17 protein-coding genes are annotated in these 15,413 nt (G+C 71.3%); 11 read left to right on the top strand and 6 right to left on the bottom strand.

Going from position 1 to position 15,413, the window contains the following annotated elements:
* Positions 1–67: 67 nt before the first annotated feature.
* The 3 genes from E4K62_RS00375 (at position 68) to E4K62_RS00385 (ending at position 1,813) form a co-directional block, all read left to right on the top strand.
* A complete protein-coding gene (locus E4K62_RS00375) occupies positions 68–412 on the top strand; it encodes an ArsR/SmtB family transcription factor (protein ID WP_135062496.1) in 345 nt (114 codons plus the stop codon).
* A gap of 40 nt (positions 413–452) precedes the next feature.
* On the top strand, positions 453–1,430 hold the full coding sequence (locus tag E4K62_RS00380) for an SRPBCC family protein (RefSeq protein ID WP_135062498.1): 978 nt from the start codon (positions 453–455) through the stop codon (positions 1,428–1,430).
* Positions 1,431–1,615: 185 nt separating this feature from the next.
* A complete protein-coding gene (locus E4K62_RS00385; RefSeq protein WP_135062500.1) occupies positions 1,616–1,813 on the top strand; it encodes a glycine zipper domain-containing protein in 198 nt (65 codons plus the stop codon).
* A 77-nt stretch (positions 1,814–1,890) separates the two neighbouring features.
* Here E4K62_RS00385 and E4K62_RS00390 read toward each other — a convergent pair whose 3' ends face one another.
* From E4K62_RS00390 to E4K62_RS00405, 4 genes are all read right to left on the bottom strand, one after another.
* Entirely contained in the window at positions 1,891–2,652 is a 762-nt protein-coding gene (locus tag E4K62_RS00390; RefSeq protein WP_135062502.1) for an ABC transporter permease, read from the bottom strand.
* 9 nt (positions 2,653–2,661) lie between these two features.
* Positions 2,662–3,468, bottom strand: a complete 807-nt coding sequence (locus tag E4K62_RS00395; protein WP_135062504.1) for an ABC transporter ATP-binding protein — start codon at positions 3,466–3,468, stop codon at positions 2,662–2,664.
* 136 nt (positions 3,469–3,604) lie between these two features.
* Complete coding sequence (locus E4K62_RS00400; protein ID WP_135062506.1) at positions 3,605–3,967, bottom strand: DUF1048 domain-containing protein; 363 nt, start codon at positions 3,965–3,967, stop codon at positions 3,605–3,607.
* Position 3,968: 1 nt separating this feature from the next.
* Positions 3,969–4,298 (bottom strand): PadR family transcriptional regulator, encoded by a 330-nt coding sequence (locus E4K62_RS00405; protein ID WP_135062508.1) that lies wholly within the window; start codon positions 4,296–4,298, stop codon positions 3,969–3,971.
* A gap of 244 nt (positions 4,299–4,542) precedes the next feature.
* Between E4K62_RS00405 and E4K62_RS18585 the strand changes: the two genes are divergently transcribed.
* The 8 genes from E4K62_RS18585 (at position 4,543) to E4K62_RS00440 (ending at position 13,093) form a co-directional block, all read left to right on the top strand.
* On the top strand, positions 4,543–4,683 hold the full coding sequence (locus tag E4K62_RS18585; RefSeq protein WP_167747677.1) for a hypothetical protein: 141 nt from the start codon (positions 4,543–4,545) through the stop codon (positions 4,681–4,683).
* A complete protein-coding gene (gene kdpF, locus E4K62_RS00410; protein WP_135062510.1) occupies positions 4,680–4,769 on the top strand; it encodes a K(+)-transporting ATPase subunit F in 90 nt (29 codons plus the stop codon). The genes E4K62_RS18585 and kdpF overlap by 4 nt, the downstream gene beginning before the upstream one ends.
* Position 4,770: 1 nt before the next feature.
* On the top strand, positions 4,771–6,453 hold the full coding sequence (kdpA, locus tag E4K62_RS00415; RefSeq protein ID WP_135062512.1) for a potassium-transporting ATPase subunit KdpA: 1,683 nt from the start codon (positions 4,771–4,773) through the stop codon (positions 6,451–6,453).
* A 1-nt stretch (position 6,454) separates the two neighbouring features.
* Positions 6,455–8,647: a potassium-transporting ATPase subunit KdpB gene (kdpB, locus tag E4K62_RS00420; protein ID WP_135062514.1), complete on the top strand. Its 2,193-nt coding sequence runs from the start codon at positions 6,455–6,457 to the stop codon at positions 8,645–8,647.
* A 9-nt stretch (positions 8,648–8,656) separates the two neighbouring features.
* Complete coding sequence (gene kdpC, locus E4K62_RS00425; RefSeq protein WP_135062516.1) at positions 8,657–9,268, top strand: potassium-transporting ATPase subunit KdpC; 612 nt, start codon at positions 8,657–8,659, stop codon at positions 9,266–9,268.
* Between the two features lie 83 nt (positions 9,269–9,351).
* Complete coding sequence (locus E4K62_RS00430) at positions 9,352–11,865, top strand: DUF4118 domain-containing protein (RefSeq protein ID WP_135062518.1); 2,514 nt, start codon at positions 9,352–9,354, stop codon at positions 11,863–11,865.
* Positions 11,862–12,536 carry a response regulator gene (locus tag E4K62_RS00435; protein WP_135062520.1) on the top strand — a complete coding sequence of 225 codons (675 nt, stop codon included), beginning with the start codon at positions 11,862–11,864 and terminating at the stop codon, positions 12,534–12,536. Before E4K62_RS00430 ends, E4K62_RS00435 begins: the two co-directional genes overlap by 4 nt.
* A gap of 80 nt (positions 12,537–12,616) precedes the next feature.
* A complete protein-coding gene (locus E4K62_RS00440; RefSeq protein ID WP_135062522.1) occupies positions 12,617–13,093 on the top strand; it encodes a hypothetical protein in 477 nt (158 codons plus the stop codon).
* 36 nt (positions 13,094–13,129) lie between these two features.
* Here the strand turns inward: E4K62_RS00440 and E4K62_RS00445 are convergent, their stop codons facing one another.
* Together E4K62_RS00445 and E4K62_RS00450 are read right to left on the bottom strand one after the other, a co-directional pair.
* Positions 13,130–14,353, bottom strand: coding sequence for an amidohydrolase (locus E4K62_RS00445; RefSeq protein WP_135062524.1), 1,224 nt, complete (start codon positions 14,351–14,353; stop codon positions 13,130–13,132).
* Positions 14,354–14,402: 49 nt separating this feature from the next.
* A complete protein-coding gene (locus E4K62_RS00450) occupies positions 14,403–15,413 on the bottom strand; it encodes a LacI family DNA-binding transcriptional regulator (protein ID WP_135062526.1) in 1,011 nt (336 codons plus the stop codon).

Genomic DNA, 15,413 nt, shown 5'->3' on the forward strand with positions numbered 1-15,413 from the left:
GACGGATCGCTCTCCGGGGGCGGGAAAGGCTTGACGGCAGCCACGCCGAGGTCTAACGTACAACCAAATGGTTGTAGACAGTGAACTCGATGACGCGGCGGTGGACCGGATCTTCCGGGCCCTCGCCGACGCCACGCGGCGTGACATCCTGCGCCGCACCCTGGTCAGCGAGCAGACGGTGTCGGCGCTCGCCGCCGAGTACGACATGAGCTTCGCCGCCGTGCAGAAGCACGTCGCCGTGCTGGAAACGGCCCGGCTCGTGATCAAGCGGGCCGAAGGGAGGGAGCGGCTCGTGAGTGCCGACCCGGAGACGATCGCGCGCGCCCGTCAGCTGCTCAGTGCCTACGAGTGGCTGTGGCGATCGCGCATCGACCGCCTCGACGACCTGCTGCGGGAAGATCCCGCGTCCTGAACCGGATGCTGCGGCATCCACTCGTCCGAAGGAGACCGCCATGCCCGTCACATCCGTCACCACCGACCCCGAGGCCCTCACGATGACCCTCGTCGCCGACTTCCCGGTCGGCCCCGAGCGTTTGTGGAAGGCCTTCTCGGATCCCCGCCAGCTCGAGCGCTTCTGGGGGCCTCCTGGATATCCTGCGACCTTCGACGCGTTCGACCTGACTCCGGGCGGTGTCGCCACGTACGCGATGATCGGTCCGCGCGGCGACGTCGCGCGCGGGCGATGGGAGTTCCTCTCGATCGATCCCACCGATGGGTTCGAAGTGCTCGACGCCTTCGCCGACGAATCGGGTGCCCCCTCCGCCGACATGCCCACTTCGCGCATGCGGTTCCAGATCGCACCGACCGACAGCGGGTCACGTCTGACGATCCTGACGCACTTCCCCTCGTCCGAGGCGCTCGAGCAGCTGGCGGCGATGGGCATGGTCGAGGGTGCGGCCATGGCGATGGGCCAGCTGGACGCCGTGCTGCGCGACCTCGGCGAATACGCCGCCGGGCGGGGCACCGAGCTCGAGGTGCTCGACGACACCCACGTCCGCATCACGCGCGTCATCCAAGGGCCGCGCGAGCTCGTGTGGCGCGCGCACCACGAACCGGAACTGCTGCGGAAGTGGATGCTCGGACCCGACGGCTGGACGATGCCCGTGGCCGAGGTCGACCCGAGCGTCGGCGGGCACTACCGGTACGAGTGGGAGCCCGCACCCGGCCAGCCGGGGGAGCGGTTCGGCTTCGAGGGCGAGACGCTGCTGTCGGATCCGCCCCGGCGCGCCGTCACCACCGAGCGCATGATCGGGATGCCCGGCGAGGGCACCGTCAACGACATGACGCTCTACGAAGAGGACGGTGTCACGCTGCTCACGGTGCTCATCGAGTACCCCGACAAGGAGACGCGCGACATGATCCTGGCCACCGGCATGGTCGACGGCATGGAATCCAGCTACGCCCGGCTGGAGTCGCTCGTCCTGGCCTGATCCGCCGGAATTCAGGAGATCCGGATGCTGCCGCCCCCGCCGGGCCCGCGGCATCCGGTTCTTCCTGAATTCTGCGCGGGCCCACGGGCGGAGATGGCCGCGCCACCGGGTCCCCCGCAGGTGTGAGGCGGATCTCCGTCGCGCGCGGGAGGATCCGCTGCACGGTGCTGCGTAGCGTGGGGACCATGAGTGACGAAGAGAAGTCGGAGTCCGAAGGTTTCGCGAAAGGCACCGGGGTCGGCATCGGCATCGCCCTGGGTATGGCCCTGGGTGCGGCAGTCGGGATCGTGACCGAGAACCTCGCACTGTGGCTCGGGATCGGCCTGGCCATCGGCATCGGCTGCGGCGCGGCCTACGACGCGCGCGGCCGGGACCGCACGTAGGCGCTGCTCCCGGGCCCTTCCCCGCACGCTGAATCGGCTGCTCCCCGCGCGGGGAGCAGCCGATTCGCGTTCGCGGCTCAGTGGGTCCGGCGGCGGTACAGGCGCATCGCGAGGGCGAAGGCCACGAGGAGGATGCCGAGGCACCACGCCAGGGCGATCCAGATGTCCGAGCCGACCGGCTGCTGCGTGAACAGGGCGCGCATGGAGTTCACGATCGAGGTGACGGGCTGGTTGTCCGCGAACCAGCGGACGGGGCCCGGCATCGTGTCGGTCGGCACGAACGCGGAACTGATGAACGGCAGGAAGATCAGCGGGTACGAGAACGCGCTGGCCCCGTCCACCGTCTTCGCCGACAGCCCCGCGATCACCGCGACCCACGTCAGCGCCAGGGTGAACAGGACGAGCATCCCGGTGACGGCGAGCCACTCCAGCACGCCGGCGCCGGATCGGAACCCCAGCAGCAGAGCGACGCCCACGACGAGCACGAGCGAGATCGTGTTCGCCACCAGGGAGGTCAGCACGTGCCCCCACAGCACGGCCGAGCGTGCGATGGGCATCGACTGGAAGCGCTCGAAGATCCCGCCCTGCATGTCGAGGAACAGCCGGTATGCCGTGTAGGCGATGCCGGATGCGACGGTGATCAGGAGGATGCCGGGGAGCATGTAGTCGATGTAGGACTGCGAGCCGGAATTGATCGCCCCGCCGAAGACGTAGACGAAGAGCAGCATTAGCGCGATGGGGGTCACCGCGGTGGTGATGATCGTGTCGGGGCTGCGCAGGATGTGACGCAGTGAACGCCCGGTGAGGACGGCGGTGTCGCCGAAGAAGTGGGTGGTCATGGCGGTTCCTTACTCGTCTGCGGTGGATGCGGCGTCGGCGGCGGATGCGCCGGGGGAGGTGGGGTGGCTCCTGCCGCCGGTGATGGCGAGGAAGATCTCCTCGAGCGTGGGCTGCTTCTCGACGTACTCGACCGTCGCCGGGGGAAGCAGCGCCTTCAGCTGGGCGAGGGTGCCGTCGGCGATGATGCGGCCCTCGTGGAGGATCGCGATGCGGTCGGCCAGTTGCTCCGCCTCGTCGAGGTACTGCGTGGTCAGCAGCACGGTCGTGCCGCCGGCGGCGAGCTCGCGCACGGCGTGCCACACCTCGATGCGGGCCTCCGGATCAAGGCCCGTGGTCGGCTCATCCAGGAAGATGACCGACGGCGCCCCCATGAGACTCATCGCGATGTCGAGCCGGCGGCGCATGCCGCCGGAGTAGGTCGCCGCCTTCCGTCCGCCCGCCTCGACCAGACGGAAGCGCGCGAGCAGGTCGTCGGCGATGCCGCCGGGATCCGGCTGGTGGCGCAGCTGCGCCACGAGCACGAGGTTCTCTCGCCCTGTGAGCACCTCGTCGACGGCGGCGAACTGCCCCGTGAGGCTGATCGATTCTCGGACGCCGCGGGGATCGGCGAACACGTCGTGCCCGTCGACGACGGCCGATCCGGCGTCGGCGGAGAGCAGCGTGGAGAGGATCTTCACGATGGTGGTCTTACCGGCGCCGTTGGAGCCGAGCAGCGCGAAGATGCTGCCCCGGGCGACGTCGAGGTCGACGCCCCGGAGGACGGATACGTCGGCGAAGGTCTTCTCGAGGTCGCGGACGCGGATGGCGGTGGTCATGGTCGTTCCTTTGCGGGATGAGCGTGTCGGGGTGGGGGTGCGCGGAAAATGGGCGCACGAAGCCATCGCTCCGAGCCCGCCGAGGCGGGAGGGCGTGGTGAGGGGGCGTGGTGTGGCGGGGCTCAGCCCCGGAGGTTCAGGCGGTGTCGTCGTGTTCGGCAGCCTCGATCGCGCGTTCGAGGCGTGCCCGCTCCTTGCGGATCCAGCTGCCGCCGCCGTAGTTCTCCATGAACGTCTCGGCGAAGGAGACCGGGTCGCTTCCGACGACGTCGCGGATCGGCGTTCCGGCCGCCGCGCTCTGCTCGAGCAGGTCGCCGAGATCGTCGAGCATCGCGACGAGGCTCGAACCGCTGTCGCTGGGCCCGAGGTGCAGCAGGTAGCGCTCGAGCGCGGCGGCGGCCTGCCGGTACGGCTCGGGCAGGCGCTTCACGCGCGCCTTGTACGCCAGGTAGCGCTTCTTCTCGCCGAGATCGCCGATGATCTTCTCGTACCAGGCCATGTCACTCTCCTTCCGTGCGGAGCTGCTTCAGCCGTTCGGCGAGGAAGCTCCAGGTGGTCCAGAATTCGGCGAGCTTTTCCCGCCCTGCGGTGTTCAGCGTGTAGACCTTGCGCGGCGGGCCCTTCTCGGAGGGCACCTTCTCCACGTCGACCAGTCCGCGCTGCTCGATGCGCACGAGGAGCGCGTAGATCGTGCCCTCGGCGATGTCGGCGAAGCCGCGTTCGCGCAGCCCCGCCGTGATCTCGTACCCGTATGCGGGGCGCCGCGCGAGGACCGCGAGCACGATCCCCTCCAGGACGCCCTTGAGCATCTCCGTGTCCTGCTTGCCCATGAGGTCCGCTCCCGCATATCAGTGTCACTAGGTACTACTACATAGTAAGACCGAGTACCGGTAGATAGCAACACTGAATACCTGCGATGTCAGGACCGTGTGAGGAACGGCCCCCAGCCCGTATGGATTCCGTGAGGGCGGCCGTCCGGAGCATCCGCGGGGTGTTGCATCGGATCCCGTGGCCACCGCGCGTGGTCACCCGCGCCACAGCAGTCGCGCGGTCGTACCCGTTCAAGGAGCTCCCGTGCTCGATGTCGTCTATCTCGCAGCAACGCTGGCGCTGTTCGCGCTGGTCGCGCTGGTCGCCCGGGGGGTGGAGCACCTGGGTCCCCGCGCCCGCGGCTCCGCCCGACGCGAAGCGGTGGGTGGGGAGGAGCGGGGATGATCGTCTTCTCGCTGCTGGCCACCGTCCTCGCCGTCGCCGCCGTGGTGTACCTCGTGGTCGCCCTCGTGCGCCCGGAGAGGTTCTGACATGGACGCCGGCACAGCCTGGTCGCTCGCCCTCACCTCGGCGACCCTCATCCTCGCCCTCGCACTGGCCTACCGGCCCGTGGGCGACTACATCGCCTCCATCTACACCGGCAGGAAGGACCTCGCGCTCGAACGGGTGACCTACCGCCTGATCGGCGTCGATCCCGCCGGAGCCCAGACGTGGCAGGCCTACCTGCGCTCGGTACTGGCGTTCTCCGCCGTGGGCGTGCTGCTGGTGTACGGCCTTCTGCGGCTGCAGCAGTTCCTGCCCTACTCCCTCGGCATGCCCGCCCCCGGCGAGGCGCTGTCGTTCAACACCGCCGTCTCGTTCGTGACGAACACGAACTGGCAGTCGTATTCCGGCGAGATGACGCTGGGGTACACCGTCCAGTTCGCTGCGCTCGCCGTGCAGAACTTCGTCTCCGCCGCGGTGGGCATCGCCGTGGCGATCGCCCTCGTGCGCGGGTTCGCCTCGCGCCGCGGCGGCGTGATCGGCAACTTCTGGGTCGACCTCATCCGCGGCACGTACCGGCTGCTCCTGCCGTTCTCGATCGTCGCGGCGGTCGTGCTGCTGGCCGGCGGCGTCATCCAGAACGTCAACGGGTTCACCGACGCCGCCACCGTGACCGGCGCGGCGCAATCCATCCCCGGCGGCCCGGTCGCCTCGCAGGAGGCGATCAAGCTCCTCGGCACCAACGGGGGCGGGTTCTTCAACGTCAACTCCGCCCACCCGTTCGAGAACCCGACGCCGTGGACGAATCTCTTCCAGATCTTCCTCATGCTCGTCATCCCCTTCGCGATGCCGCGGGCCTTCGGCCGGATCGTCGGCGACAACCGCCAGGGCTACGCGATCCTCGGCGTCATGGCCGGCATCTTCGTCGCCTCCACCGCGATCCTCACGGCGCTGGAGACGGCGGGAGCGGGTGCCGCGCCGCAGCTGGCCGGCGGATCGATGGAGGGCAAGGAGGTGCGCTTCGGCATCTTCGGGTCGACGCTGTTCGGCAGCACGAGCACCCTCACCTCCACCGGGGCGGTCAACTCCATGCACGACAGCTACACGGCGCTGGGCGGCATGATGCCGATGATCAACATGATGCTGGGGGAGATCGCCCCCGGCGGCGTGGGATCGGGCCTGTACGGGATGCTGGTGCTCGCGGTCATCGCCGTCTTCGTCGGCGGACTCCTCATCGGCCGCACACCGGAGTACCTCGGCAAGAAGATCGGCCCGCGGGAGATCAAGCTGGCGAGCCTGTACATCCTCGTCACCCCGACGCTCGTGCTCGCCGGCACGGCGCTGAGCTTCGCGATCCCCGGCGTCCGGGCAGACGTCGAGTCGACGTCGATCTGGAATCCCGGCGTGCACGGGCTGAGCGAAGTGCTCTACGCGTTCACCTCCGCAGCGAACAACAACGGGTCGGCGTTCGCCGGCCTCACCGCGAACACCCCGTGGCTGAACACCGCCCTGGGCGTGGCGATGCTGCTGGGCCGGTTCCTGCCGATCGTGTTCGTCCTCGCGCTGGCCGGCTCTCTCGCGGCGCAGGACAAAGTGCCCTCCACCGCCGGCACCCTCCCCACCCACCGCCCGCAGTTCGCGGGCCTCCTGGCCGGTGTCGCCGTCATCGTCACCGCGCTCACCTACTTCCCGGTCCTGACCCTGGGACCCCTCGCCGAAGGACTCGCCTGACATGTCCACCACCTCGCTCACCTCGGATCCCCTGTCCGTCCCGGAGCCCCGACGTCCGTCGCCGCGGCAGAAGACGCCTGCGCCCGAGCGGCGCGCCTTCAGCGCGGCCCAGGTCGCCGAGGCCCTCCCCGGAGCGCTGCGCAAGCTCAACCCGGCGGCGCAGTGGCGCAACCCGGTCATGTTCCTGGTGTGGGTCGGCGCGGCCCTCACGACCCTCATCGCGATCGCCGAGCCCTTCCTCGGCGGCCCCGACTCCTCGGGAGGCGCGGAGGTGCCGTGGGGATTCACGTGGGGCATCGCGGTGTGGCTGTGGCTGACGGTGTTCTTCGCCAACGTCGCCGAGGCCGTCGCCGAAGGACGCGGCAAGGCGCAGGCCGCCACCCTCCGCCAGACCCGCACCACCACCACGGCGCACCGCGTCCCCGGATACGACGGGACGACGGATGCGGCGGCCCTCGCCGCCGAGCTCGACGAGGTGCCCTCCGGCGAACTCCGCGTGGGCGACGTGGTGGTCGTGACGGCGGGGCAGCTCATCCCTGGCGACGGCGACATCGTCCACGGCATCGCGACAGTCGACGAATCCGCCATCACGGGCGAATCGGCGCCGGTGGTGCGCGAGTCCGGCGGTGACCGCAGCGCCGTCACCGGCGGGACGCGCGTCCTGTCGGACCGGATCGTGGTGAGGATCACGTCCAAGCCCGGGGAGACCTTCGTCGACCGGATGATCGCGCTCGTGGAGGGCGCCTCGCGTCAGCGGACGCCCAACGAGATCGCGCTGAACATCCTGCTGGCAAGCCTCTCGATCGTCTTCGTGATCGTCGTGTTGGTGATGAACCCGATCGCCTCCTACGCCGCATCCCCCGTGTCGATCCCGGTGCTCGTCGCGCTGCTGGTGTGCCTGATCCCCACCACGATCGGCGCGCTGCTGTCGGCCATCGGCATCGCCGGCATGGACCGGCTGGTCCAGCGCAATGTCCTGGCGATGTCCGGCCGCGCCGTCGAAGCCGCCGGCGACGTCACGACGCTGCTCCTGGACAAGACCGGCACCATCACCTACGGCAACCGGCGCGCGAGCGAGTTCGTGCCCATGCCGGGCGCGGACGCCCGGGCGGTGGCCGAGGCGGCGTCCCTGTCGTCGCTGGCGGATCCCACCCCGGAGGGCACCTCGGTGGTCGAGCTGGCCGCCGCCCAGGGAGTCGTGGCCGACATGCCGGCGGATGCGATCGCCGTGCCGTTCACGGCGCAGACGCGCATGAGCGGTGTCGACCTGCCCGACGGCACGCAGGTCCGAAAGGGCGCCGCATCCGCCGTGCTCGCGTGGCTGGAGACGGAGACCTCCGGCGTCGCCGCGCAGGTGCGTGCGCACGTGTCCGGCGAAGCCGACGCGATCGCGCAGTCGGGCGGAACGCCCCTCGTCGTCGCGGTCCTCCGCCCCACCCCGGAGGGACCGCAGGGCGAGGTGCTGGGGGTCATCCACCTCAAGGACATCGTCAAGGACGGCCTGCGCGAACGCTTCGCCGAACTGCGGGCGATGGGGATCCGCACCGTCATGATCACCGGCGACAACCCCCTCACCGCCAAGGCCATCGCCGCCGAGGCGGGGGTGGACGACTACCTCGCCGAGGCCACGCCGGAGGACAAGCTCGCCCTCATCATGCGCGAGCAGGAGGGCGGCAACCTCGTCGCGATGACCGGCGACGGCACGAATGACGCTCCCGCGCTGGCCCAGGCCGACGTCGGGGTCGCGATGAACACCGGCACGTCGGCGGCGAAGGAGGCCGGCAACATGGTCGACCTCGACTCCGACCCGACGAAGCTCATCGACATCGTCCGCATCGGCAAGCAGCTGCTGATCACCCGCGGTGCGCTCACGACGTTCTCGCTCGCCAACGACATCGCGAAGTACTTCGCGATCATCCCGGCGATGTTCATGGGCGTCTTCCCGGGCCTGGCGGCGCTGAACATCATGCAGCTGTCCTCGCCGGCGTCTGCGGTGACCAGCGCCATCATCTTCAACGCGATCGTGATCATCGCCCTGATCCCGCTCGCCCTGCGCGGCGTGGCCTACCGGGCGGCCGGAGCCTCGAGCATCCTCAGCCGCAATCTGCTCGTCTACGGGATCGGCGGCGTGCTCGTCCCCTTTCTCGGCATCAAGCTCATCGACCTCGTCGTGAGCCTCATCCCCGGCTTCTAGGAGCAACCCATGACCACCGCACGCACCTCCCTGCGCACCACCGGCGTCGCCGTCCGCGCGATGCTCGTCCTCACCGCCGTCCTCGGCGTCGGCTACGTGCTCCTCATCACCGCTGTCGGGCAGCTCGCCCTTCCGCATCAGGCCAACGGCTCGCTCGTGCGCGACGGCGACGGCGTCGTGGTCGGATCCGAGCTGATCGGGCAGGGGTGGACGGATGCCGAGGGCGCCCCCCTTCCGGAGTACTTCCAGTCCCGCCCCTCCGCCGCCGGGGACGGGTACGACGGCGCTGCCTCGAGCGGCTCGAACCTCGGTCCCGAGAACGACGACCTCGTCGCCGCGATCGAGGAGCGACGCTCCGCGATCGCGGACGGCGACGGCGTCGCACCGGGAGACATCCCCGCCGACGCGGTGACGGCGTCGGGGTCGGGCCTGGACCCCGACATCAGCGCCGAGTACGCCGCGCTGCAGGCCGACCGCGTCGCCGCGGCCCGCGGCATCCCCACCGGCGAGGTTCAGGAGCTCGTCCGCGCGCACGTGCAGCAGCGCGACCTGGGCTTCCTCGGCGAGGAGCGCGTGAACGTGCTGGAGCTGAACCGGGCGCTGGACGCGCTGCAGGACTGAGAGAATCCCGCCATGACCTCCCGTGCATCCTCCGCCGGCCGCCCCCCGGATGCGGACCCTCTCGCCGCGGCGGGAGCGACGGCGTGAAGCGCGGACGCCTGCGGGTGCTGCTGGGGGCGGCGCCGGGCGTCGGCAAGACGTACGAGATGCTCCAGGAGGGGCGGCGCCTGCGGGACGAGGGTCGTGACGTCGTGATCGCGGTCGTCGAGACGCACGGTCGTGCCGCCACGGCCGCGCAGGCGGAGGGGCTCCCCCTCGTGCCGCGCCGCAGCGTCGAGCACCGCGGCGTGACTCTGGCGGAGATGGACCTGGAGGCGGTGCTGGCGCGACACCCCGACCTCGCGCTGGTGGACGAACTGGCGCACACCAACGCGCCCGGATCGCGCAACACCCAGCGGTGGGCCGACGTCGAAGAGCTCCTCGCGGCCGGCATCGACGTCATCACCACCGTCAACGTGCAGCACATCGCCTCCCTCAACGACGTCGTCCAGCGCATCACCGGCGTCGTGCAGCGGGAGACCGTTCCCGACGGCGTGGTGCGCCGCGCGGATCAGATCGAGGTCGTCGACGTCGCCCCGCAGGCGCTGCGCGACCGCCTGTCGGCCGGCGTCGTGTATCCCGCCGAGCGGATCGACGCGGCGCTGTCGAACTACTTCCGGCTGGGCAACCTCACGGCTCTGCGCGAACTCGCCCTGCTGTGGCTGGCCGACGAGGTCGACAGCGCCCTGCGCTCCTACCGCGCGGATCACGGCATCGAGGGCTCGTGGCAGGCGCGCGAACGCGTCGTGGTCGCCCTCACCGGTGGCCGAGAAGGCGAGACCCTCCTGCGCCGGGGCGCGCGGATCGCGGCCCGGTCGGCCGGCGGCGAGCTGCTGGCGGTGCACGTATCCAGTCAGGACGGGCTCGCAGGCGCCGCCCCCGGCGACCTGGCCGCCCAGCGCGCCCTCGTGGAATCGCTCGGCGGCACCTACCACCAGGTGGTCGGCGACGACGTCGCGCGAACCCTCGTGGACTTCGCACGCTCGGTCAACGCGTCGCAGCTGGTGATCGGCGTGAGCCGTCGCGGTCGCCTGGCCGCAGCCCTCACCGGCCCCGGGATCGGCGCGACCGTCATCCGCGAATCCGGCGACATCGACGTGCACATCGTCACGCACGCCGCCGCGGGCGGGCACCTGACCCTGCCGCGCCTGCGCGGCGGGGCGCTCAGCGTGAAGCGCCGCATCCTCGGATTCCTCCTCGCGCTGGCCGGCGGACCGCTCCTGTCGTGGTTGCTGTACGTCACCGACGGACCCGACTCCCTCACCTCCGACGTGCTCGCCTACCAGCTGCTCGTCGTGATCGTCGCGCTCGTGGGCGGCATCTGGCCCGCCGTCTTCGCGGCGCTGCTGTCGGGTCTCACCCTGGATTTCCTCTTCATCGACCCGCTGTTCACGGTCGAGATCTCCGACCCCGCGCACGCGCTGTCGATCGTGCTGTACATCGTGATCGCGATCCTCGTGAGCCTGGTCGTCGACCAGGCGGCCCGGCGTGCCCGCTCGGCGCGGCGGGCGCTGGCCGAATCCGAGCTGCTGGCGACGGTGGCCGGAAGCGTCCTGCGCGGCGAGAGCGCGGTCCCGGCGATGGTCACGCGGGTGCGGGAGGCCTTCGGGTTCGCGGGCGTGCGTCTCCTCGCCGCCGACGGAACGGTGCTCGCGACCGACGGCGAACCAGTGCGCGATGACCGTGCCGTCCGCCTGCCCGTGGGACCCGACGGCGAGGCGCGTGCGACGCTGGAGCTGCACGGCGCAGAGCTCGACGCATCCGGCCGCCGGCTGCTGGATGTCATCGTCGCGCAGCTGGGCGCGGCGCTGGAGCGCACCGACCTCGCCGAGACCGCGCGGGAAGTGGGTGTCCTGGCCGCGACGGATCAGGTGCGCAGCGCGCTGCTGTCCGCCGTCAGCCATGACCTCCGCCGGCCCCTCGCGGCCGCCGTCGCGGCCGTGGGCGGACTGCGCGCGGCCGGCGGGCGGCTCACCGGCGATGACCGGGACGAGCTGCTCGCCACCGCGGACGAGAGCCTGGCCACCCTGTCGGGGCTGGTCACCGATCTGCTGGACGTCAGCCGCGTGCAGGCCGGCGTGCTGGCCGTGTCGCTCGCGCCGGTGGATGCCGCCGATGTCATCCTCGCCGCCGTAGAGGAGCTGCACCTCGGTCCCGACCAGGTCGACCTCGCGCTGGACCCCGAGCTTCCCGCCGTCACCGCCGACCCCGTCCTGCTGCAACGTGTGCTCGTGAACCTCCTCGCCAACGCGCACCGGCACGCTCCGGAGGGCGCCCGCGCGCGCGTGGCCACGAGCCGGCTGGGCGGAACGGTCGAGATCCGCGTGGTCGACACCGGAGCCGGCGTCCCGACCGAACGTCAGGGCGACATCTTCGCCCCGTTCCAGCGGCTCGGCGACACCGACAACACCGCGGGACTGGGTCTCGGGCTCGCACTTTCGCGCGGATTCACCGAGGGCATGGGCGGCACGCTCACCCCCGAGCACACACCGGGCGGGGGGCTCACGATGGTCGTGGCGCTGCCGGCGGCGGGCGCGGGGGAGGATGGGCCTCGATGAAGATCCTCCTCGCCGACGACGATCCGCAGCTGGTGCGGGCGCTGCGGATCACGCTCGCCGCGCACGGGTACGACGTCGTCACCGCCCCCGACGGCGCCGCCGCCGTCACGCTGGCCGCCCAGGAGCACCCCGACATCGTGGTGCTGGACCTCGGGATGCCGCGGCTGGACGGCGTGCGCGTCATCCAGGCCCTGCGCGGGTGGAGCGAGGCGCCCATCCTCGTCGTGTCGGGCCGCACCGGCTCGGCCGACAAGGTGGAGGCCCTCGACGCGGGCGCCGACGACTACGTCACCAAGCCGTTCCAGATCGATGAGCTGCTCGCGCGACTGCGCGCGCTCTCGCGGCGGACGGCCGCCGCATCCGCCGAACCCATCGTGCGGTTCGGCGACGTCGTCGTCGACCTCGCCGCCCGCGCCGTCACGCGAGCAGGTTCCCCCGTGCACTTGACCCCGACCGAGTGGCGGATGCTGGAGTTCCTCGCCCGCCACCCCGGCACGCTCGTGACGCGCCAGACGCTGCTGAAGGAACTGTGGGGCAGTGAGCAGGTGTCCGACTCCGGCTACCTGCGGCTGTACGTGTCGCAGCTGCGGAAGAAGCTGGAAGCCGATCCGGCCCAGCCGCAGCATCTCCTCACCGAACAGGGGATGGGCTACCGGCTCGTCGCGGACTGATCCGGGAGTGCCGAGCCGATCGGCCGCCGGCGGGCGTCAGGGCGATGCACCGAATCCCTGATTCCGTCTAGATTCGATCGATGATCCTCCGCCGTCCAGCGCCGCCTCGCCTCGCGCCCGGGCTCCGATCGCGGTGGTCCGTCGCCGCGTACGGCGCCGTCCCGTTCGCCGTCGCCCTTCTCGCGGTCTGGTGGGGCATCCGTGCCCTCCCGTCCGGATCGGTCGACCTCGTCCTCCCCGGTCGCCCCGCGCGCGCGGTGGATCTGGGGCCCGTGCCGGCGGAGGCCTATGTCGCCACAGCGGCCCTCCTGGCCTTCGCGGCGGTCGTGTGGGTGGTCGGGGCCGTCGCGTGGGACGCGGTGCCGGCGTGGTGGGTCGCCGGGATCCCGATCGTGCTCACCTTCGCGTGGACGGCGACGCTGCTGGGATGGATCATCGCGCAGGGCACGGACGACGGCGGTCGCGTCGTCCTCGCCCTCGTGGTCACGGCGATGTTCACGCTCTTGGCCGCGGTGGTGGGCACGCTCTCGTGGCGAACGATCCAGGGACGCGTCTGACCCCGACGGCGTCAGGGCCCGGCGGGGTGCCGGCTCTCAGGCCAGGAACTCCCGCGCGGCCACGACGAGGTTCTCCACGCCGCGGCTCAGGGTGGGCTGGAGCACCGGCGCGTAGAACGGCGAGTGGTTCGTCGGGATGTCGCGCTCGAGGGTCCCGGCGGCGGCGGCCTCGGCGTACGCCAGCGGGTCGACCCCGCCCCAGAACCAGAACACCAGGGGCGCGCCGGCGTCCCGCGCGAACCACGAGACGTCCTCGCTGCCGGTGAACATGCCCGGATCCACGACGCTGCCCTCGCCGAAATGGCGCTCGAAGGCGGACGTGACGCGCGCCGTGGCCTCGTCGTCGTTGATCGTGGGCGGCAGCGTGTGGTCGGTCGAGATGGTGGGGGTCTGCTCCGCCCCGGATGCCATCGCCTCGGCCCGCACGATCCGCTCCACCTTCTCCAGCACGCGGTCGCGGGCGTCGTCGTCGGGGTAGCGCAGGCTCAGCTCGAGCTTCGCCTCCGCCGGGATGATGTTGTTCTTCAGCCCGGCGTGGATGGAGCCGACGGTCACGACCGCGACGTCGCGCGGGTCGGTCTCGCGGGAGACGATCGTCTGCAGCCGCATGACGGTGGCCGCCGCCATCACGACGGGGTCGATCGTGGACTGCGGGCGCGACCCGTGTCCGCCGCGGCCGTGCAGGACGACGCTCAGACCGTCCGACGCCGCCATCTGCGTGCCGGGGCGCACGCCGACCACGCCGGCCGGCAGCGGGGTGACGTGCTGGCCGAGCACGATGTCGGGTCTCGGATACCGCTCGAGCACGCCGTCGGTGATCATGGCGCGCGACCCGGCGCCGTACTCCTCGGCGGGCTGGAAGACGGCCACGACCGTGCCCGACCACTCCTCGCGGGTCGCGACGAGGCGCTCCACGGCCCCGAGCAGCGCCGCCACGTGCATGTCGTGACCGCACGCGTGCATCACCGGGACCTCCGCGCCGGAGGGATCCACGCCGCGGGCGGTGCTGGCGTAATCGAGCCCCGTGTGCTCCTCGACGGGGAGGGCGTCCATGTCGGCCCGCAGCCACACGACCGGGCCATCGCCGGGCGCAGCGCCGTGCACCACGGTCACGACACCCGTGCGGCCGACGCCTTCCTCCACCTCGAGGCCGAGCTCGGTGAGATGCCGCACGATGACCCCCGCCGTCCGCGTCTCCTGGAACGACAGCTCGGGATGGCGGTGCAGGTCGCGGTACAGGCTCTCCAGATCGATGCTCATGCGTCGAGCCTAGACGCGGGCCCTCCGGCGGCGCGGACGACGGTCCGGCTCAGCGCAGCCGCGCCGTGGTGCCGCGGACGACGAGCTCGAAGGGCAGCCGCGCCGTCGGCTGCGGGGCCGACGCCGGCCCCTCCAGTTCGGCGAGGATCGCGTCGGCGGCCTGCTCACCCTGGGCGGTGGGGAACTGGTCGATCGTGGTGAGACGGAAGAACCCGCCCAGCTCGTGCCCGTCGATGCCGATCACCGACAGATCCTCGGGCACGCGATAGCCGAGCTCGCGCGCGGCCAGGACGGCGCCGATGGCCATCTCGTCGGAGGCCGCGAAGATCGCGGTGGGTCGTTCGCCGGGGCGCCCCAGCAGCTGCTTGGCGGCGCGGAACCCGCCCTCGATCGTGAAGTCGGCCGGCTCGTACAGCGCCGGCAGAGCCGGGATCCCCGCATCCGCCAGCGCCTGCTCGAACCCCTGCCGGCGCTGGGTGGGGATGTGGAAGTCGATGTCGAACTCGGGGGTCGCGCCGATGTGGGCGATGCGGGTGTGCCCGAGGGAGAGCAGGTGCTGGGTCGCCAGGCGCGCCACGGCGACGTCGTCGACGGTCAGCGTCGTCAGCTGCGGGTTGGGCCCGCCGATCGCGATCACGGGAATGCCGAGGTCGTGCAGGCGCTGGGACTCCTCCCCGCCGAGGGCGATGGAGATCGCGATGACGCCGTCGATCCGCCGGCGGCGCAGGAACGTCTCGAACACCGTGCGGCGCTCGCCCGGGTCGTCGGTGACGCTGTAGAGGGTGATGTCGTACCCGCGCCGCATGAGCGCGGCGGAGATGCCGGCGAGCACCGTGCTGAAGAACCAGCGGTCCAGGAACGGCACCAGCACGCCGATGTTGCGCGTGCGGCCCGACGCGAGGCTCGATGCCGAGGCGGACACGACGTACCCGAGGCGGTCGGCGGCGTCGAGCACGCGCGTGCGCGTCGCGTCGGACACGTGGCCGCGGCCGCTGAGGGCACGCGAGACCGTCGCCGTGGACACGCCGGCCACGCGCGCGACCTCGTCGATGCTCACCAT

It is taken from the genome of Microbacterium wangchenii, from assembly GCF_004564355.1.
GTDB lineage: Bacteria > Actinomycetota > Actinomycetes > Actinomycetales > Microbacteriaceae > Microbacterium > Microbacterium wangchenii.